This window comes from Corynebacterium hindlerae, from assembly GCF_014117265.1.
Classification (GTDB): domain Bacteria; phylum Actinomycetota; class Actinomycetes; order Mycobacteriales; family Mycobacteriaceae; genus Corynebacterium; species Corynebacterium hindlerae.
In genome coordinates this window covers 282,026-301,454 of the sequence record NZ_CP059833.1, presented here as the reverse complement: position 1 = coordinate 301,454, position 19,429 = coordinate 282,026, and the positions used below count along the sequence as shown (strand labels likewise).

The window sequence follows — 19,429 nt, the reverse complement described above, 5'->3', positions numbered from 1 at the left end:
GGCAGCAAACCAAGCACAATGAAAGCTATGACTACACACCTTGCTGCTCTGAAAGACGTTGCGGAACAGGTAGCACTGGAAGCTGCCACCGCGATCCGCAACAAACGCGCCGAACTCGGTGATATCGCGGGGTACACCCAAACCAAAAGCACGCCTGTCGATCCGGTCACGGTGGTGGACACCTATGCCGAAGAAGTCATTGCGCAGCGGTTGCGCCAGCTACGGCCGGATGATGGGCTGGTCGGAGAAGAAGGCAGCGATACCGCAGGCACCTCTGGCGTGACATGGATTGTGGATCCCATCGATGGCACCGTGAACTTTGTGTACGGTATTCCGCAATTCGCGGTATCCATCGCGGCAGCCATGGACGGCGAGGTCATCGCGGGGGCTGTGATTAATGTCTCCACGGGAGAGTTGTTTAGTGCCGCGAAAGGGCAGGGGGCCATGGTGCAGCGCGACGGAGGCACCGAGCAGCTCGCGTGCAACTCCGTGACGGACCCCGCGAAGGCGCTGCTCGCGACCGGGTTTGGGTATTCGGCTGCGCGTCGAGCACAGCAGGCACAGTTCGTCGCAAAGCTGTTGCCACAAGTGCGCGATATTCGCAGGATGGGCAGCGCTGCCCTCGACCTGTGTGCCGTCGCCTCCGGGCAGGTCGATGCTCACCTCGAACATGGGCTCAATGCCTGGGATTATGCTGCCGGAGCCCTCATCGCTGCGGAAGCAGGGGCGGAAGTTCATGTGCCGCCACTGTCCAGCTCAGGTGCACTTGGGGAGCTCGTATTTGTCGCCGCGCCTGGGATTTTCGATCAGCTATGGGAAATTGTGGCACAGGCGGGCGGAACCGAGCCGTTTCGGGTGCACTGAGGGGCAAAAAACTCGCAGTAAAACGCCTGGTCACGGGTAGTGTCGAAAAAATTTGGTGTGGCAAGATGACAATTCAAAAAATCTGTTTTAATATCCGCCACGACATAACGCACAAAATCAACCTCAGCGGTTGACGAATATCTCAAGGACTCAAACAGTCATGGCTACCGATTACGACGCTCCCCGCCGCCGCATCGACGACGACCTGGAAACCGACTCTCTGGAAGGTTTGAAGGCTGCGGAAAACACCGTCAACGATATGGACGATGATGGTGACATCGTCGAACCATTCGACCTGCCAGCACTGGACCTTTCCGGTGAAGAGCTCAACGTGACCGTGGTGCCACGTCGCGATGACGAATTCACCTGCGGCAGCTGCTTCCTAGTGCAGCGTCGCAATCGCATCTCTCACGTGGAACCAGACGGCACCATCATCTGTCTCGACTGCGCATAGAAAGCACCGCACGACAAAGCCCTGCCAGAGGAATCCTCTGGCAGGGCTTTAGTTAGTTGAGGAAGCGAAATCGAGCGTACGGTTGGGATTTTTTCGCCACTTGCAACGTCCCATCGGTACACTCGATTTCGGCTACCTGTAGAACCTAGCTGTGGAACGCCTCCAGGAGCTCGGTCGGGTTGTGAGAGGAGACCAGCCAATAAGGGGTGGGGTCCTCGGGGTCGTCGATAACGAACATAGCCATCTCTGGCACCCAGCTGCGCGCGACGACGAAGGCAGCCGGATCCAACTGACGTCCCAGCGCGTTGCGTTTCGCGGTGGCTGGGACGGCTAGGGTACGGGAGACGACGGTCGTCGGTAAGTTTGCGCCCTTCGCGGTGAGCCACGTGACCCCGTCGGCGTCCTTCTCCACGGTGATGACCGTGCTGGACAGCTGCCACAGCGCCCACAGCGCCAACGTGGTGAAGATGATGAGTGGGATCCAGAACCAGAAAACGGAGCGGTTGTGGCCGAGCTGAGCGGCTGTCAGCAAGGAGGCGCCGATGCCGGCGAGCCACCAATACCAGGGAACCCACTGTTGCTCTCGGTAGATAACGTTGGGGGCATTGTCGGTGGCATTAGATCCTGGAGTACTCACGGCTAATAACATTACTAGACCGAAGAAAGCTAGGGTGGAGACCGTGGATTACCCAGAAACGATAAAAATCAAACGCCTCGATCCCGAGCTGCCCCTGCCTCGGCGCGCGCACCGTGGCGACGCGGGAGCAGACCTGCACGCTGCGGAATCAGTGACCATCGCCCCCGGTGAGCGTGCCCTCATTGGTACCGGTATTGCTATCGCCCTGCCGCTCGGCACCGTGGGGTTGATTCACCCGCGGTCCGGGCTAGCTGCTAAGCACGGCATTTCGATCGTTAATACACCGGGGACGGTCGATGCCGACTACCGTGGAGAACTGAAGGTATGCCTGATCAATCTTGATCCGCGGGAACCCTTCACCGTCGAGCGTGGTGACCGCATCGCTCAACTCGTGGTGCAGCGCGTGGAGCTTGTGGACTTTGAAGAAGTTGATTCGCTGGATGAGACGGTCCGTGGCTCCGGTGGCTACGGTTCAACGGGCGTGTAGCAGGTAACTTAAGAAGGAGAGCTCAATGTGGCCGTTTAAAAAGAACTCAGCAACCGAGGAAGAACCAGACGTAGAGGCACCATTAACCCCCGAGCCCGACCCTACGCCCGACCACGGGCCGTTTAATGGCGATAGCGTCGAGATCACCGACTTCGACTTCTCAGACTTTTCCGACGGCACCCTCGACCTCGGTTCGATCAAGGTGCCAATGCCGCGCCCTTCCGAAGTGCAAGTGGAGATGGGGCCGGATGGCCCCCGCATGGTTCACATTGTGACGAAGGTCGGACGCATCACCCCCGTGGCGTTCGCGTCTACCGCTTCCGGCGGGTTGTGGCAAGAGTCGGTGACCGACATCATCGCGGGTATGCGTAACGATGGCTTGGAAGCGACCACCGAACAAGGCCCTTGGGGTGAAGAGGTCGTGGGCGTCACAGAGCACGCTACGATTCGGATGATCGGTGTGGAGGGCGACCGCTGGACGTTGCGGGTCACCCTAGCTGCTCCAAACGAATTTGCCACTGACCTCGCCGAATTGGGTAGGGAAATAGTCGCCCGGACCTTCGTGTACCGCGGTGAACAACCGATGATGGCGGGTACCGTGCTTCCCGTGGTCATGCCGGCGCCGTTGGTCGAACAGGTGCAAAAGGCCATGACCGAACGCGCTGCGGCAGCGCAAAAACCGGCGCCGACCCCAGCGCCGGAACCCGTCGCGCCAGTGGCACCGACCCCGAACACCACTGACCTTAGCCACGACGAAGGCTCCGCGCTGGAACAGATGCAGCAACGCTCCGATAACCCAGAACACCCATGACAGGACTCACCGTGGGGGAGGAACTAACCCTCACCATCACCGCGCCAGCACACGGCGGGGAAGGCATTGCCCGGCACGAGGGCGGCGTTGTGTTCGTGCGGGGCGGGCTTCCTGGCGATACCGTCACCGCACGGCTTTACGACGCCAAGAAGAAGTTTGCTCGTGCCACCATCACGGATGTCGTACACCCCGCTTCTGGTCGCGTTTCCCACCGTTGCCCGGCAGCGGCGCAGGGCGCCGGGTGTTGCGACTACTCCACCGCCAGCCCAGAGCTGGAACGCAGCCTCAAAGAGGAGGTGCTGCGGGATCAGCTGCGTCGCATCGGCAAGCTTACTGACCTGCCGGATATCGACTATGTCGACCTTGCGCCCGCAGATGGGTGGCGCACCCGACTACGCCTCGGCGTCGATTCCCAGGGCCGCGCTGGATTTCGGAAACCCCAGTCCACGGACATCGTGGTGGGGGCGCAGTGTGTGCAGGCCCCAGAGGGTGTTCTTGACGATATCCTGGCGCCCGATGCGCGGTTTACCCCGGGCGCGGAGCTCGTCGTTGCCGTTGATTCTGATGGGCAGCGCGCTGTTCTAGAGACGAAACGAGCTGCCCGCGGGCGGAGCGTATCGCGCGTCATCAGGCACGTATCCGGGCCGAAGAAACTGACGCAACGAGTCGCAGACACCGAATTCCGTCTGGACCCGCTCGGATTTTGGCAAGCCCATGTGGCAGCGCCCGAGGCATACACGGACACGGTCACTGACTGGCTCGAGCCCCTCGCACTCAGCGAACCGACAGTTTGGGACCTCTATGGTGGCGTTGGCCTCTTCGTCCCAGCGATCCTTCGAGCGCTAGCTGGAGCGCACGTCATCTCGGTGGAACTCGGGCCGGCAGCGGCCCGGACGGGGTCGAAGGCGTTGGCAGGCAAGGCAGTCGAGTTCGTGACGGGTGATGTGGGACGGGTCGTCGATAAGCTGCCTGCTCCGGACGTTGTGGTCCTAGACCCGCCACGTAAAGGCGCCGGCGCCGACGTTGCGGCAGCCATCGCTGCACGAGAGCCAGCCGCCATCGTTCATGTCGGATGTGACCCGGCCACGTTCGCACGCGACGTCGCCGCGTGGAACCAACAGGGATACCAGCTCAAGCGCTTGCGATTGTTCAATGCGTTCCCCGGTACGCATCACAGCGAAACCTTCGGATTTCTAACACGCATCTAGGGGAGTTGGAACCTGTGCGGTACAACCGCGTACCATTGCGAGAAACGGTTTTACGCTGCCCGCGCCACCACTGCGAGAGCGTCAAACAGGAAAAATTGGTGAGACTGAGGTGTCTTTATGGATGAGATGAAGCTATTAGCAGGGATTTCGTCGCCTGCTGATGTGAAGGCGCTGGATCCTGAGCAACTCCAGAAGCTAGCGGCTGAGATCCGTGACTTCTTGGTCCACAAGGTATCGGCCACCGGCGGGCACTTGGGCCCAAACCTCGGCGTTGTGGAACTCACCATCGCCCTGCACAAGGTTTTCAATTCGCCCGAGGACCCGGTTATCTTCGATACCTCGCATCAAAGCTATGTGCACAAGATCCTCACTGGTCGCCACGACCAGTTCGATACCTTGCGCCAACAAGGTGGGTTGTCCGGTTACACCTGCCGGGCGGAAAGCGAACATGACTGGACGGAATCCAGCCATGCCTCAGCGGCGCTTTCGGTAGCAGACGGCCTATCCAAGGCAGCAGCCCGACGCGGTAAGATCGGGACCAAAACGATCGCCGTGGTCGGTGACGGGGCCCTCACCGGCGGCATGTGTTGGGAAGCCCTCAACAACATTGCGGCGGACAAAAACAGCAACGTGGTTATCGTGGTCAACGACAACGGGCGGAGCTACTCTCCAACCATCGGAGGCCTCGCAGACAACCTCGCTCAGCTGCGGATGCAGCCTTTCTACGACCGCGTCATGGAGCAGGGCAAATCCACCCTAAATTCCATGGGGTGGGTGGGGCGCCGCACCTTCGACGTGATGCACGCCTTCAAAGAAGGAGTGAAAAACACTGTCATAACCACGGAAATGTTCCCAGAGCTGGGAATGAAATACGTGGGGCCCGTGGACGGGCACAATCTCAAAGCCCTGGAGAACGCGTTCGAATATGCGCAGGAATATGAGGGACCACTGATTGTCCACGTGGTGACGGAAAAAGGGCGTGGTTATGCGCCCGCCGAGGCTAACACTGCCGACCTGATGCACTCCACCGGCGTGATCGATCCCCGCACCGGCGATCCGCTCTCTGAATCCGGGCCATCCTGGACCGGGGTGTTCTCTCGCGCTGTCATCGCCGCCGCCGAAGAGCGCGAAGACATCGTGGCGATCACCGCCGCTATGGCGGGTCCTACCGGATTGGCTGCATTTGGAGAGAAGTTCCCCGACCGCTTTTACGACGTAGGCATTGCTGAACAACACGCCGTCGCTTCCGCGGCGGGCCTCGCGCTCGGCGGACTGCACCCTGTGGTCGCCATCTACGCCACGTTCATGAACCGCGCGTTTGACCAGGTCCTCATGGATGTTGCTTTGACTAAGCTGCCGGTGACGTTCGTGCTCGACCGCTCTGGAATCACCGGCAATGACGGCGCTAGCCACAACGGCGTGTGGGATCTATCGCTACTCAGCATCGTTCCCGGCATTCGCATCGCCGCACCACGCGACGGGGTACAGCTGGAAGAACAATTCGCTGAGGCCCTCACCGTGGACGATGGCCCGACGGTGGTGCGGTTCCCTAAGGGCAATCTGCCAGAACCAATCGAGGCTGTGGAGCAGCTTGGCGACGGCGTCGACGTGTTACGCTACGCCGACGCGGACGACTCAGAGGACACCCCGAGCGTTTTGATCGTCGCGGTCGGATCCCTGGCCAAGGAGGCGCTCGTCGCGGCAGAGGAGCTGGTGGCGGACGGCTGTAATGTGACCGTGGTTGATCCGCGGTGGGTGGTTCCTATCGCGCCGTCGCTCGTTGCGATGGCCGCGGACCATGACCTGGTGGTTACCGTGGAAGACGGCGTGATGCACGGCGGTGTGGGCGCGCTGCTGGCAGAATCGTTGACATCCGCCAGCATCGACGTTCCCGTCAGGCACATTGCCGTACCGGAAAAATTCCTGGACCACGCCTCTCGTGGCCAGATCATGGCGGAACTGCAGCTTGATGCCCCAGGTATTATCGCGCAAGTGACCGGGTGGGTAGCAGAGCTCACTGAACCGGCAGAAAGCTAAAACAGTGCGGAGGCAAGCAGCGGGGTAGTAAGTTCTCGCTGCCATTGCCGAGCGCCCTTTTCCGCAAGGTACTGCGCCACGTCCGCGCTCGTGGTGAGTTTCCGGGTCACCGTCACGTCCCACACCAGGTGACGAAGCGTCGCTGGTTGCAGGAGGTTTTCTACCGGAGTGTGGCAATTCTCGCTCAGTTCCGAGAGCAGTTCACAGCAACGATCGAGCGCTTCCTGCGCCTCTGGGAACCCGGACTTCCACTGCGAGCGTGGGGCTGGGAAGTCATTGAAATCAATGCGCGGTTTGCTCGGCCACTGCAGCTTCGGGGTAGCTCGTGCCTTTCCGAGTACTCGGGATAGCCGGGTGACCTGGCTGGTATTGCTGCGCCTACCCAGGACGCTCCGGATCTGCTGCCGAGAAGTAGGCAGTGTGTAGGCCAGCTCCACTAGCGCCTTGGTAGCCAACACCTTATGGGGTGCCCGGTCGGATTCGCGGGCTATCTGTTGCCGGCGTTCCCAAAGGGCCTTCGCCACCATGAGTTGCTCTGAGGTTTTCAGTCGGCCGATTCCCTTCATGTCGGTCCACTGCGGCTCTGGGATGGTTACTGAGCGCATGATGTGCGCGCATTCTTGTTCCAACCAGGTAAGTTTGCCGGCGTCGTCGAGAAGCTCAGCGAGCACTTCGGCGAGTTCTAGCAACAGCTCGACATCGAGAGCGGCATAGTTGCGCCAGGATTCCGGAAGAGGCCACTGGGACCAGTCTTCGTTGCCGTGGTTTTTCTCCAGCAGGACGCCCAATATGTGCTCGGTGAGGGCCGCGAGGTTGACCTTGGGCAAGCCCAGGAGCCGGCCGGCAAGTTCGGTGTCAAAAAGGTTGCCGGGGTGTAGCCCCAGCAGCTGCAGGGAAGGTAGGTCGCTCGGCGCGGCATGGAGAACCCACTCGTGACCATTGATAACGGGTGCTAGTGCGTCGGTACACGCACCGCGATCGGATTCGGGGGCGATGAGAACGGTCCCAGAGTCGCGGCGTCGAAGCTGGATGAGGAACGCGCGATCATCGAAGCGGTAGTCAGACGCACGCTCGGTATCGATCGCGATGGGGCCTCGGCCGGCGGCGATCTGTTGCGCGGCGCGGTGAAAGCCCGCTGGGGTATGCGCAACCTCGGGAATGCCGTCGGTAGGGCGTAGCAGCGGGGTAGCAGACACCTAAGCCCTACCTGGGATCCCGGCAACACCTTCGGGTGGCAGACCAGCAACGTTGGCGAGAACCTGCGCAAAGGCCTCCACGTGTGGCGTGAGGTCATTAGTCTTAGCGGTCCACGAGGCTCGCAGTTCCAGCTGGAACGCGCGTGGTGGGCCGCCTATTTCCCCGAAGCGCACCGATGCGGTGGAAGTAACGGTACCACCCAGGTTGCTGTAAGAAGCATTGATGTCGTCGAGTCCCTCTTTGAGCCACTCCCACGCGACATCTGGCAGCAGGGGATCGCCTGCTACAGCGTCATCCATATCGGCCTGGATGTACGCGACGAGACGCATGTCGCCGTCCCAGGTGTCATCGGAGCTGGGGTCATGGAGCAAAATGAGGCGCCCGAAGGCATCGCCGTCACTGGTTTCGGAGATATAGTCCGTCTCCGGGTGCAGCACTTCAATACCGATGGCGTGACTAAACGGGGCAAGACGCTGGGGCGGGCGAATCGTCCCGAGCGACAGTTCGGATCGCAGGCTCGCACGATGCATCGAGTCGACCGCATCCCGAAACGCCACCGGGGTGGCATCCTGCTGGGAGTTAGCGGACGATAGGGTTCGAATTTCGGAGTCGCTCACAAGCAATTAAGCTAGCCACCGGAATTAGCACAGTGGTGAAGGCGCGCCGAGGGAAGGCGGGGGCTTATCGACGCCGTGGGTCGTCATCCTCATCCAACTAAAGATTGATATAGTTGGCGAGAATACTCATTTGAGAAAGGACATCAGTATCCATGGCTGAGAAGTTGGATTTTGACAAGCTCAACAGCATGCAGCGCTACTCCCAGTTCGTTACTTTCAAGGTGCTCACCGGCGCCTTGGGTGAAGAACGCGCCGACATCGTCGCAGAAGCACGCGCCTTTTTCGCCAACCTGGAACAGGCCGGAGTTGTCACCGTGCGTGGTATCTACGACATCTCCGCAGTCCGCGCAGAAGCTGATTTCATGATCTGGTGGATCGCTGAAGAGCTCCAAGACCTCCAAAAGGCTTACAACGACTTCCGTCGCACCACTGTCCTCGGCCAGGTTTCCGAGGTGTTCTGGACCGGCACCTCGCTGCACCGCCCAGCTGAATTCAACCGCTCCCACCTCCCATCGTTCATCATGGGTGAAGAGCCAGGAGCCTGGATCTGCGTCTACCCATTCGTCCGCTCCTACGACTGGTACCTGATGGATCCGAAGGAGCGTCGCCGCATCCTCGCCGAGCACGGCATGCAAGCCCGCGAATACCCAGACGTCCGTGCTAACACCGTCCCAGCGTTTGCGCTTGGCGACTACGAGTGGATCCTGGCGTTCGAAGCACCGGAGATGCACCGCATCGTCGACCTCATGCACGAAATGCGCTACACCGAAGCACGCCTCCACGTCCGCGAAGAAGTACCGTTCTTCTCCGGCCGCCGCGTCGCTGACATCGCAGAGATCATCGACGTGATGCCATAACCATGACACGAAAAATGGCGCCCGCTCCAGCAGGAGTGGCGCCGTTTTCCTTACTCTTCCATTTGATCAGGCTCAAACGTCAGGCAAATAGAATTGATGCAATAGCGCAGATCCGTGGGGGTAGCATAGCCCTCGCCTTCAAAGACGTGTCCCAGGTGCGACTTGCAGTTAGCACAGAGCACTTCTACGCGGCGCATACCTAAGGAATTATCTTCGCGCTCAATGATCCGATCCCCGGCGAGTGGGCTAAAAAACGCCGGCCAGCCACAGTGAGCCGCAAACTTCGTGTCAGAACGAAACAACTCTGTGCCACAGGCCCGGCAAGAATACACTCCCGCCGCAGTGGTATCGGTGTATTCGCCAGTAAAGGGAGCTTCCGTACCAGCGCGTCGGAGAACCCGAAACTCTTCCGGGGAGAGGCGTGCGCGCCATTGGTCGTCGTTAAGCAGTGCGAAGTCTGTCATGAGCGATCCTTTCATCGATGATCACCCACACTACCGCGGACACCGAAATCACGACCACCGTCAGCGCCCAGCCCACGGTAGGAAGCAAGAAATTGAACCACCGGCTGGAATCAATCCATTCGACGGAATTCCAATCGTCATAGGACAAAAACCCGTATGCTGCCAGCCACGCTAGCCAATTATGCATCGGGGAGCGGGGCAATAACACCGTAAAAAGCAGCGGGAACAGCAGCATCGAATAGTACATTTGGCCCAGCGAAGAAAGGAAAAACACGCCCGCAAACAGCAACGACGACGTCCCCGTCAGCCATAGCAAAGGATCACTGTAGCGATAACGCAACAATGCCAACAGCCCTGCAATCACAATCGCGGCGAACGTGAAAAACCAGAACTTTTCCTGCCAACCTGGCATCCCGAAATAAATTGCGATACCAGGAAGGGAGGAATTAGCGAAATCGCGGACCTGTCCCAAATACGGCATCGTGCGAGTCACATAATCACTGGCCTGCGGAACAATCGGCCACGCCACGACGTTAAGCACCACCGGAATCGCCAACGCCGACACAATAGTCTGCCAATTAGCCTTCACAAACGGTAAAAACAACAGCGGTGCAAAAATCGGCTTAATCAAAATAGCCAGCCCCAGAACAACGCCCGCAGCCCACCGCTTATCGGCGTGAAAAAGGGACAGAAAACCAGTCAGCGCAAGCAGCAAAAGACCATTAATGTTGGAGAAAATCAGCGTATTGTGTACCGCCTCGGTCAAATAGGCGAGCGCCACCGCAGCAGGAAATACGCCACTACGCAAACTAAACCCAAACAACCGAGTCAAAATGCCCAACGCGACAATGATCGCCACCGCATTAGCGATAATGAAGATTGTGCGCGCAGTTTCGAAATCAGTCTGCAAACCTAACGGCGACAAAAACAGCGTGGCGCCAGGACTATACAAATAGTGCGGGTCCACGAAATAATAGGTCTCGTTATACACCGGAACACCATCATGGAACCGGCGCAGGGCGTAGTACACCGTGGAAAAATCATCCGTGACACTGCCATTGACCGCAAGCACGAACACACGGTGAAGCACCAACATCACCGCAAGCGGCCACAATGCGAGATTCGCCACCCGATCAAACGGAGTACGACGAATCTCCGTCGGTCGGCTCACAGCCGGGGGAGAAGACACCCAAACATTTTCTAGCTTCGTGGTTAGCGCAGTGATCACCCGCTAACAGTAACTAACCGGGCGCAGCCGGTGAGCTACCAACACTCAGTTGCGTACCCGGTAGCGTAGAAAAACACAGCCCTCATCATCGTGGACACAGTGCTCCAGGTCTAACGCGACCCGATCCGGAGAGTCGCTAGGCAGGAGCGGGGCAGTGGACGCCAAGCTCAGAGATGGATCAATAGTCAAATGGATCACATCCACCTCACCGCGAGCGAGCACCTGCCGATAGAGCGAAGGGCCACCTTCCACCACGATGCGGCGAAAGCCCCGGGCGCGAAGAACGTCGATGAAATCCCCATCACAAGGCACAACCGTGCCGCCCGCTGCTTCGATCCGGTGGTGCGCCGATGGATCGTCATTGGTCGTCAAAAACAACGGCTGGACTCGGGCTTCCCGGAACACCCTCGCCGATGCCTGAAAGTCCAACGAACTCGATACCACAGCCAATGGGGAAGGATCATCTCCGCCGACCCCGCCGTAATCCTCCGCCCGCACTGTTCCGGCCCCCACCAGCACCACATCAGCCCACTCGCGCAGCGCCAACAGCAGCTCAGCATCAAGTGCGCTGCCCAGGCTTGCCGACGTCCCTTCATGGGAAATCTGGCCATCCGCAGTCACCACAGCAATCATCCGCACTTCGAATTCATCCGGCTGGCGGAGGGGACCAATCATCTCAGACAACATGGCAGCTAAGCATACCGGGGAGTGTGGGGTGGATTGATCTGCTGGGTGGATTGTTTTTGCTAAAACCCGGGAAGCATTTCCCGGGTTTCACGGGATTAAAAAGTAGGGCATGGGGCTGACCGGGGTAGGTACGACACAGGGCCCCGGTCCAAAACGAACCGGGGCCCTGCTTTCACAGAGAGCGGATGACGAGACTCGAACTCGCGACCCTCACCTTGGCAAGGTGATGCGCTACCAACTGCGCTACATCCGCATTCGATTCCCGAAGGAATCTGTGCGCGATACTGGGATTGAACCAGTGACCTCTTCCGTGTCAGGGAAGCGCTCTCCCGCTGAGCTAAACGCGCTAACTGTGAGGTGGAAACGGGAATCGAACCCGTGTGCACGGTTTTGCAGACCGTTGCCTCACCACTCGGCCATTCCACCGTGGCAGGAAATTCCCGCCTCGAGTATTTCCTGGAAAGAAATACCAGAGCGGATGACGAGACTCGAACTCGCGACCCTCACCTTGGCAAGGTGATGCGCTACCAACTGCGCTACATCCGCATTCGATTCCCGAAGGAATCTGTGCGCGATACTGGGATTGAACCAGTGACCTCTTCCGTGTCAGGGAAGCGCTCTCCCGCTGAGCTAAACGCGCGAAATAATGGTTTGAAAATAAACCAGAGCGGATGACGAGACTCGAACTCGCGACCCTCACCTTGGCAAGGTGATGCGCTACCAACTGCGCTACATCCGCATGCTCCGTGCAACCTGTGTTGCTTGGTGCGAACACAAACATTAGCGGTAAATGGCGGGCCAACACAAATCGCCACCTTAAAGGGCATTTTTTAAAGTTACGGCTGTGTAACTCACGCGCCTAGGGGGCGATTTTCTTTTTTGGTTAGCTCGGTGCTAGTGTTATCCGCAGATTGCTTCCCGCAGTCGTACACCGGTCCTATGGCTCAGTGGAAGAGCGTTCCGTTCACACCGGAAAGGTCGCTGGTTCGATCCCAGCTAGGACCACAGTTAAAGCCCCTGCACATGCTGCAGGGGCTTTTCGCTTACGCCGGGCGGGGGTACACTCAAAAGGCGCTGGGAACTAACCTAAACTCCTCTCCGACTATTACCCAGACCGTTACTTTGGTAGCCCTTTTATTGAGGGGCTGCCAATGTTGCCATGTTTAAGGAGAGGGAAGGACGGAAGTGAAAAAACAATTCACTGCACTCGTAGCTAGTGCCGGAATCCTTTTCGCCCCGGTCATGGGCGGTTTACCGGAAGCTCAGGCGCATGACGTGGTCATGCGCGCCAATCCCGGAGATGGGGCAATTATTAGCCAAGCCCCGACGGAGTTGGAACTTGAGTTTTCGGGTATTCCGAAGGAAACCTTCAATACAGTTGCCTTGAGCAACCAAGATTCTGGAACCGTGTTGTTCACGGCCACCCCCACGCTTGATGGGCCGATTATTCGAGCTGCGGTGCCGGAGGATGTGGACCTTGGCCCGGGCCACTACAAAATCGGATTTCAGATCACCTCGTCAGATGGTCACGCTACTCGTGGCATGACTACCTTCACCATTGCTGGTGATATACCAACGGCCAGTTCCGAAGAGGAGATGGTCGCCGGTGCTTCGGAATCACCGTGGTCTAATAACCAGTTCCTCTACGCGGTAGTCGGTGTATTCATTGCATTGATTATTATTGTCGTAGGGGTAGTCCTCGCACTTTCACGAAGGAAGAAATGAAGATGAACGCATCTATCAAGAAGATCAGCACCATTGCTATTGCGGCACTGACCGCGGCATCCCTCGCCGCGTGTGGTAACTCTCAGAAGGATTCTGAGACCAAGGTTGAGACGGCAACGGGCGTCGAAAAGCCAGCACAGACCTCCGCTATGAAGTCTGAGAAGACCACCGCTGTAGCTGCGGCTAACGAAGTGACCTTCGAGGACACCTTCGTGAAGGCAAAGCCAGCTGACAAGTCTATGACCGGCATCTTCGGCACCTTGAAGAACGGCACTTCCAAGGACGTCAAGATCGAGTCCTTCACCACCAACCTGAACGCAGGTAAGTACGAGATCCACGAAGTGGTCAACGGTGTCATGCAGCTCAAGTCAGGCGGTATCACCATCCCAGCTGGCGGTGAGTATGTGCTCAAGCCAGGCGGCGACCACCTGATGATTATGGACATCAATGATCCGATCGAAGCTGGCACCACCGTCAAGGTGACCCTGAACTTCAGCAACGGCGAGAGCGTTGACGTCAATTCCGAGGTTCGCACCATCGCTTCCGGTCAGGAAAACTACGGTGCAAACGGTGGAGTGGAAGGCGTCACCGGCATGACCCCAGCTGCTACTCCGATGCACGATCACAACCACGACCACAACCATGGCTAAAAAGCGCATTTCACGTCGTAGTTTCCTCACGGCCTCCGCTACCGCGGCGGCCGGTGGGGTAGTTGCGTCGTGCTCTTCACCGGCGGGTGACGCGCCCGAAGAAACCGTTGCGCTGCTTGCAGACCAGGTAGTGCCTTTCGACGGGCCTCATCAAGCCGGTATCTCGACTGCGAGCCAGGCGCACCTGAACTTGGTCGCTTTTACGCTGCGGCCTGGTGTCGATCGGGTGCGGATCATTCAGCTCATGAAGGTATGGACCGATGATGCCCGTCGGCTCACTTCCGGGGCCACCCCGCTGGGGGATCTGGAACCGGAGATGACGAAAGCGCCATCTAATCTCACGATTACCTGCGGTTTTGGTGGTCGGTTGTTTGAGATCATCGGTGAGGACGTTCCGGAGTTTGTCAAGCCCATCAAACCGTTCAGCAGAGACAAGCTGGACGATCGTTGGGGTGAAGCGGACATCGTGCTGCAGCTGTGCTGTGACGACCCGCTGACACTGTCACATGCAACACGCCAGCTGATTCGGGGTGGTATTGACTACGTAGCGGTGCGCTGGATGCAACAAGGCTTCCTGCACGCCGACGGTGCGAAGTCGAAGAATGATACCCCGCGTAATCTGTTCGGCCAGCTTGATGGCACTGTTAACCCGCGGGAGGACCGCGAGTACAACGAACAGGTCTGGATTGATGAAGGACCAGCATGGGCCAAGGGTGGCTCTGTCATGGTGGTGCGCCGCATCAGCATGAACCTGGACACCTGGGAAATCCTCGACCGGGATTCCCGCGAGTTGTCAATGGGGCGAAAACTCGATAACGGAGCTCCGCTGACCGGAAACGAGGAACTTGACCCTGCAAAGTTCGACCAAATCGATGATTTCGGTTTGCCCGTCATTGATCCGATGAGCCACATGGCCCGGGCCACCATGCCTAAGGGGCATCCGGAGCAGCGGCTCAAGCGGAGGGCGTATAACTACGACCTGCCTGTCGAGCCTGGTTCGGAGCAGACGTCAAACGCTGGCCTGGTGTTTGTCTGCTTCCAGAAAGATCCCAGGACCCAATTCGAGCCGATCCAACAGCGACTGGACGAGGGGGACCGACTCAACCAATGGATCGAACACATCGGCTCAGCAGTGTTCTTCATTCCACCGGGAACTGAGAATTCGGACGAGTATTGGGGTGCTGCACTTCTAGAGAAGTAGAGCCTCTTGTAGGATCATTTTCTAGGCAACTTTGATCGGCGGCGACAGGACTAGCTGAGCTTGGAGAAAGCCAGCTAGTCCCGTTGTTGTTTTTGACGAGTATGTTGGGAATTTTAGGAACACGGGTGACGGCCAGGTATGCCGCCACCCCTAAGCGCGTAAGGAGCGCAAACAGTGACCACCATGACTTCTTTCCAGGTTCCAGCAGGAGTAGCCGTCGGTGCTGCAATGCGGAAACTGGACCTGCCAAACAAGGGCCCAGAGGCGATTGTCGCAGCTAAAGATACCACCGGCGACATCAAGGACCTTTCCTTCGTTCCTACAGAAGAAACTACGTTCACTCCTGTCCCAGCTAACACCGAGGATGGTCGCGGTGTTATCCGTCACTCCACCGCACACGTGCTAGCACAGGCTGTGCAGCAGCTGTTCCCTGGCACGAAGCTGGGTATCGGCCCAGCGATTGAGGGTGGTTTCTACTACGACTTTGAGACGGCCGAGCCGTTCACCCCGGAAGATCTGAAGAACATCGAAAAGGCGATGAAGAAGATCATCAAGTCGGGGCAGAAATTTGAGCGTAAGGCGTATGCCTCCGTGGAGGAAGCCCGCACGGAATACGCCGCCGAGCCTTTCAAAATGGAGCTTATCGACGACAAAGGCAACGTCGACCCAGATTCCGACGAGGCGATGGAAGTGGGTGGCGGTGAGCTGACTGCGTACTCCAACATCAACCCACGTACCGGCGCCGTGGAGTGGTACGACCTCTGTCGCGGCCCGCACGTGCCAACCACCAAGTACATTCCGGCTTTTGCTCTGACTCGTTCCTCGGCTGCGTACTGGCGTGGCGACCAGTCCAAGGCCGGCATGCAGCGCATTTACGGTACCGCCTGGGAATCCAAGGAAGCGCTGGAGGAGTACCAGACGATGCTGGCGGAGGCTGAGAAGCGCGATCACCGTCGCCTCGGCGCTGAGCTTGACCTGTTCAGCTTCCCGGACGAGATCGGCTCCGGTTTCCCGGTGTTCCACCCCAAGGGTGGCATCATTCGCCTTGAGATGGAGGAGCACTCCCGTCGTCGGCACATCGAGTCCGGATACTCCTTCGTGAACACCCCGCACATCACCAAGGGGGATCTGTTCAATAAGTCCGGGCACCTGGATTTTTACGCGGACGGCATGTTCCCTCCAATGCAGCTCGATGGCGAGTACGACGAGCACGGCAATTGCACCAAGCAGCCTCAGGACTACTACGCCAAGCCGATGAACTGCCCGATGCACAACCTGATTTTTGCATCTCGAGGCCGTTCCTACCGTGAACTGCCACTGCGCCTGTTCGAGTTCGGTACGGTGTACCGCTACGAGAAGTCCGGCGTGATCCACGGCCTGACCCGTGCTCGTGGCTTCACCCAGGATGACGCGCACATCTACTGCACCGAGGACCAACTCGAAACGGAGCTGACCTCCGTGCTCGAGTTCATCATCTCGCTGCTGAAGGACTACGGTCTGGACGATTTCTACCTTGAGTTGTCCACTAAGGATCCGAATAAGTTCGTCGGTTCCGACGAGATTTGGGAGAAGTCCACCGAGATTCTGCAGCGTGTCGCCACGAACTCGGGTCTGGAATTGGTCCCAGACCCAGCTGGTGCGGCGTTCTACGGCCCGAAAATTTCGGTGCAGGCCCGTGACGCGATTGGCCGTACCTGGCAGATGTCCACGGTGCAGCTCGACTTCAACCTCCCGGAGCGTTTCAACCTGGAGTACACCGCGCAGGACGGTACCAAGCAGCGCCCGATCATGATTCACCGTGCACTGTTCGGCTCCATTGAGCGTTTCTTCGGTGTGCTGCTGGAGCACTACGCTGGTGCCTTCCCAGCATGGCTTGCGCCGCTGCAGGTAGTGGGCATTCCGGTGGCTGCGGACTTTGCGGAGCACCTGGAGGGCGTCGCTAAGCAGTTGCGTGCCCGTGGCTTGCGTGCCGACGTCGATACTTCCGACGACCGCATGCAGAAGAAGATCCGCAACCACACGCAGGCACGCGTGCCGTTCATGCTGCTGGCAGGTGCCCGTGACGTGGAGGCCGAGGCAGTGAGCTTCCGTTTCCTGGACGGTACGCAGATTAACGGCGTGCCGGTGGCCGAGGCAGTGGAGCTTATCGACGCCTGGGTCCGCGAGCGCATCAACGATCAGCCGAACGAGGATAACATTGGTGCCCGCCGATAGCGACGACACGTATGTCGATACGGGGCTTGGCCACGAGGATCGGTTGCAGCGCCTGTGGGCGCCGTACCGGATGAACTACATCGCTACCAAGCCCCGTACCGAAAAACGGTCCGACCCGTTTGTTGAGATCCCTCAGCTCAGCGACGAAGAGGGCTTGATCGTGGCGCGCGGTGAGCTCGTGTATTGCCTGCTCAACCTGTTTCCGTACAACTCCGGGCACTGCATGGTGGTGCCGTACCGGAAGGTCGCAAACTTGGAGGACCTGCAGCCGGAGGAGAGCGCGGAGCTGATGGCGTTTGCGCAGGCGCTGGTCACAGTGATCAAGACGGTGTCCCACCCGGATGCGTTCAATGTCGGGTTTAACCTGGGGCGGGCGTCCGGCGGGTCGATCGGTGACCACCTTCATCTGCACGTGGTGCCACGTTGGTCTGGAGATGCTAACTTCATGACTGTCCTGGGGGGCACGAAGGTGTTACCGCAGCTGCTTCGGGATACCCGCCACATCTTGGCTGAAGAGTGGGCGCGGCGCGATGATCTGCCTGGCGTTGCCCGGCCGTAGCGGGAGGAGAGGAAACTTAAGTGTTAAGCGTGCATGGTCGCAAGCCTGCAGCCGTCATCGTGGAGCCGATTGCCCGGACCTTCCTGAAGCTGGGGCTGAGCCCTAACGTCGTGACCGTTGCGGGGACAGTGATTTCTTGCGCGATCATCCTCACGTTAGTGCCTACCGGCCACCTGTTCCTCGCAGCGGTGCTCTCGGGGCTGTTTACGGCCTTTGACATGCTCGACGGCACGATGGCTAGGCTACGCGGTGGTGGTACCGTGTTTGGCGCTACGTTGGATGCCAGTTGTGACCGTGTCACGGACGGGGTGCTGTTTTCTGTCATCGTGTGGTGGCTGATCTACCGCTATGAGGCGTCGCAGGCCCTGGTCGCAGCAGCATTTACTACGTTGGTGGCTTCCCAGGTGATTTCCTATGTGAAGGCGCGGGCAGAGGCCGGTGGCATCAAAATCATCGGTGGCCTGATCGAGCGCCCGGAGCGGCTCATCATTGGCCTCACAGGGCTGGGGCTGACGGGCCTGGGCGTGCCGTACGCCATCGATGTGGCCCTGTGGGTGCTGGCTGTTGGTTCTGTGGTCACTGTTGTTCAGCGCCTGATGAAGGCGAGCCATGATCCGCACGGAACCGAGTTCATCACGGCTCCGCCGGGGGCGTAAGGTGCAGCTCATTCAGGCGCTTCGATCCCGCGATGTGGCCGCTGTGGGTTATATCGCTGCGTGGAAGATAGTGGGGTTGTTGCCTCCCCGGTGGGTTCGTCGTCTTGCGGAGTTCGCAGCGTCGCGGGTCACGCCTCCTAAGCAGCTCCGAACGAACCTCAGGCGGGTGACCGGCGCGGATCCTTCGCCAGCACTTCTCGACGCCTCCCTGCGCTCCTACGCCCGGTACTGGGCGGAAGCGTTCTGCTTGCCTCGCATGGCTTCCCGCGCTGCGTTGCGTGCGCAACTCGACGCCTCGGTAATCGGTGTGTCTTACCTGGACTCATCGCTCGCCAAAGGCAAGGGTGTTGTCTTGACTTTGCCGCATTCCGGGAACTGGGACATGGCCGGGGTGTGGTTGGTGCATCACGCGGGCAGCTTCACGACGGTTGCCGAGCGCCTCCGCCCAGAAGTCCTTTTCGATGCGTTTGTGGAATATCGCAACAAGCTCGGGTTTGAGGTGCTGGCCCACCGCGGTGGCCCTGCGCCTTTCGAACACCTAGCAACCGTGCTGCGCGGTGGCGGGGTCGTGTGCCTCATGGGAGAGCGGGATTTGAAGGGCAAGGGCGTGCCTGTGACATTCTTCGGTGAGCCCACCACGTTTCCCGCCGGGCCGGCAGAGCTTGCTCGGGTGACAGGCGCGGCCTTGCACACTGTGGATTGCCATTTCACCGATGGTGGATGGGAAATGGAGATTTCCGAGCCGCTGGTGGTTGACGACCTAGTAGCCACCACCCAACGCATTGCTGATCGCTTCGCCCGCACTATTGCGGAGCACCCGGCAGATTGGCATATGCTGCAACCAGTATGGCCGGCTGACAGATGGAGGGACTGACC

At 59.1% G+C, this 19,429-nt stretch carries 20 protein-coding genes and 7 tRNA genes; 15 read left to right on the top strand and 12 right to left on the bottom strand.

The window, feature by feature from the left end; genetic code table 11:
• Positions 1-27: 27 nt before the first annotated feature.
• Complete coding sequence (locus HW450_RS01460; RefSeq protein WP_407926261.1) at positions 28-864, top strand: inositol monophosphatase family protein; 837 nt, start codon at positions 28-30, stop codon at positions 862-864.
• A 160-nt stretch (positions 865-1,024) separates the two neighbouring features.
• A complete protein-coding gene (locus HW450_RS01455) occupies positions 1,025-1,318 on the top strand; it encodes a DUF4193 domain-containing protein (RefSeq protein WP_182386268.1) in 294 nt (97 codons plus the stop codon).
• A 145-nt stretch (positions 1,319-1,463) separates the two neighbouring features.
• On the opposite strand, the gene HW450_RS01450 is transcribed toward HW450_RS01455, so the two are convergent.
• Positions 1,464-1,967 (bottom strand): DUF3093 domain-containing protein, encoded by a 504-nt coding sequence (locus HW450_RS01450; RefSeq protein ID WP_182386267.1) that lies wholly within the window; start codon positions 1,965-1,967, stop codon positions 1,464-1,466.
• Between the two features lie 31 nt (positions 1,968-1,998).
• Here HW450_RS01450 and dut point away from each other — a divergent pair, with 31 nt between their 5' ends.
• The 4 genes from dut to dxs all read left to right on the top strand — a co-directional run bounded on the left by dut (position 1,999) and on the right by dxs (position 6,498).
• Positions 1,999-2,442, top strand: a complete 444-nt coding sequence (gene dut, locus HW450_RS01445; RefSeq protein WP_232843292.1) for a dUTP diphosphatase — start codon at positions 1,999-2,001, stop codon at positions 2,440-2,442.
• A gap of 25 nt (positions 2,443-2,467) precedes the next feature.
• Positions 2,468-3,253, top strand: a complete 786-nt coding sequence (locus tag HW450_RS01440; RefSeq protein ID WP_182386266.1) for a DUF3710 domain-containing protein — start codon at positions 2,468-2,470, stop codon at positions 3,251-3,253.
• Positions 3,250-4,461 (top strand): class I SAM-dependent RNA methyltransferase, encoded by a 1,212-nt coding sequence (locus HW450_RS01435; RefSeq protein WP_182386265.1) that lies wholly within the window; start codon positions 3,250-3,252, stop codon positions 4,459-4,461. The genes HW450_RS01440 and HW450_RS01435 overlap by 4 nt, the downstream gene beginning before the upstream one ends.
• 126 nt (positions 4,462-4,587) lie before the next feature.
• Positions 4,588-6,498, top strand: a complete 1,911-nt coding sequence (dxs, locus tag HW450_RS01430) for a 1-deoxy-D-xylulose-5-phosphate synthase (RefSeq protein ID WP_182387240.1) — start codon at positions 4,588-4,590, stop codon at positions 6,496-6,498.
• Here dxs and HW450_RS01425 read toward each other — a convergent pair.
• Together HW450_RS01425 and HW450_RS01420 are read right to left on the bottom strand one after the other, a co-directional pair.
• The gene (locus HW450_RS01425; RefSeq protein WP_182386264.1) at positions 6,495-7,694 is read right to left on the bottom strand and encodes an HRDC domain-containing protein; all 1,200 of its coding nucleotides are present in this window, start codon (positions 7,692-7,694) and stop codon (positions 6,495-6,497) included. The two genes, dxs and HW450_RS01425, sit on opposite strands and share 4 nt — an antisense overlap.
• Entirely contained in the window at positions 7,695-8,312 is a 618-nt protein-coding gene (locus HW450_RS01420) for a DUF3000 domain-containing protein (RefSeq protein WP_182386263.1), read from the bottom strand.
• A gap of 152 nt (positions 8,313-8,464) precedes the next feature.
• Here HW450_RS01420 and hemQ point away from each other — a divergent pair, with 152 nt between their 5' ends.
• Positions 8,465-9,169 carry a hydrogen peroxide-dependent heme synthase gene (gene hemQ, locus HW450_RS01415; RefSeq protein WP_182386262.1) on the top strand — a complete coding sequence of 235 codons (705 nt, stop codon included), beginning with the start codon at positions 8,465-8,467 and terminating at the stop codon, positions 9,167-9,169.
• Positions 9,170-9,219: 50 nt separating this feature from the next.
• Here the strand turns inward: hemQ and msrB are convergent, their stop codons facing one another.
• From msrB to HW450_RS01370, 9 genes are all read right to left on the bottom strand, one after another.
• Entirely contained in the window at positions 9,220-9,633 is a 414-nt protein-coding gene (gene msrB, locus HW450_RS01410) for a peptide-methionine (R)-S-oxide reductase MsrB (RefSeq protein WP_182386261.1), read from the bottom strand.
• Positions 9,611-10,762, bottom strand: coding sequence for a glycosyltransferase family 87 protein (locus tag HW450_RS01405; RefSeq protein WP_232843291.1), 1,152 nt, complete (start codon positions 10,760-10,762; stop codon positions 9,611-9,613). The genes msrB and HW450_RS01405 overlap by 23 nt, the downstream gene beginning before the upstream one ends.
• Positions 10,763-10,906: 144 nt before the next feature.
• A complete protein-coding gene (locus HW450_RS01400) occupies positions 10,907-11,548 on the bottom strand; it encodes a dihydrofolate reductase family protein (protein WP_182386260.1) in 642 nt (213 codons plus the stop codon).
• Between the two features lie 180 nt (positions 11,549-11,728).
• A tRNA-Gly gene (locus HW450_RS01395) sits at positions 11,729-11,801 on the bottom strand.
• 22 nt (positions 11,802-11,823) lie between these two features.
• A tRNA-Val gene (locus tag HW450_RS01390) sits at positions 11,824-11,895 on the bottom strand.
• 8 nt (positions 11,896-11,903) lie between these two features.
• Positions 11,904-11,974, bottom strand: a tRNA-Cys gene (locus tag HW450_RS01385).
• 47 nt (positions 11,975-12,021) lie between these two features.
• Positions 12,022-12,094, bottom strand: a tRNA-Gly gene (locus tag HW450_RS01380).
• Positions 12,095-12,116: 22 nt separating this feature from the next.
• A tRNA-Val gene (locus HW450_RS01375) sits at positions 12,117-12,188 on the bottom strand.
• A gap of 26 nt (positions 12,189-12,214) precedes the next feature.
• Positions 12,215-12,287: transfer RNA gene (locus HW450_RS01370), tRNA-Gly, on the bottom strand.
• A 194-nt stretch (positions 12,288-12,481) separates the two neighbouring features.
• Here HW450_RS01370 and HW450_RS01365 point away from each other — a divergent pair.
• The 8 genes from HW450_RS01365 to HW450_RS01330 all read left to right on the top strand — a co-directional run bounded on the left by HW450_RS01365 (position 12,482) and on the right by HW450_RS01330 (position 19,427).
• Positions 12,482-12,553 (top strand) — tRNA-Val (locus HW450_RS01365).
• A 180-nt stretch (positions 12,554-12,733) separates the two neighbouring features.
• Positions 12,734-13,273 (top strand): copper resistance CopC family protein, encoded by a 540-nt coding sequence (locus tag HW450_RS01360; RefSeq protein ID WP_232843290.1) that lies wholly within the window; start codon positions 12,734-12,736, stop codon positions 13,271-13,273.
• A gap of 2 nt (positions 13,274-13,275) precedes the next feature.
• A complete protein-coding gene (locus HW450_RS01355) occupies positions 13,276-13,923 on the top strand; it encodes a copper chaperone PCu(A)C (protein ID WP_182386259.1) in 648 nt (215 codons plus the stop codon).
• Complete coding sequence (locus HW450_RS01350; protein ID WP_182386258.1) at positions 13,916-15,124, top strand: Dyp-type peroxidase; 1,209 nt, start codon at positions 13,916-13,918, stop codon at positions 15,122-15,124. The genes HW450_RS01355 and HW450_RS01350 overlap by 8 nt, the downstream gene beginning before the upstream one ends.
• A 183-nt stretch (positions 15,125-15,307) precedes the next feature.
• Positions 15,308-17,338, top strand: coding sequence for a threonine--tRNA ligase (thrS, locus tag HW450_RS01345; protein WP_182387231.1), 2,031 nt, complete (start codon positions 15,308-15,310; stop codon positions 17,336-17,338).
• The gene (locus HW450_RS01340) at positions 17,325-17,897 is read left to right on the top strand and encodes an HIT family protein (RefSeq protein WP_407926260.1); all 573 of its coding nucleotides are present in this window, start codon (positions 17,325-17,327) and stop codon (positions 17,895-17,897) included. The genes thrS and HW450_RS01340 overlap by 14 nt, the downstream gene beginning before the upstream one ends.
• Before the next feature lie 20 nt (positions 17,898-17,917).
• The gene (gene pgsA, locus HW450_RS01335; RefSeq protein WP_182386257.1) at positions 17,918-18,553 is read left to right on the top strand and encodes a phosphatidylinositol phosphate synthase; all 636 of its coding nucleotides are present in this window, start codon (positions 17,918-17,920) and stop codon (positions 18,551-18,553) included.
• Positions 18,507-19,427: a phosphatidylinositol mannoside acyltransferase gene (locus tag HW450_RS01330; protein ID WP_182386256.1), complete on the top strand. Its 921-nt coding sequence runs from the start codon at positions 18,507-18,509 to the stop codon at positions 19,425-19,427. The genes pgsA and HW450_RS01330 overlap by 47 nt, the downstream gene beginning before the upstream one ends.
• Positions 19,428-19,429 lie beyond the last annotated feature (2 nt).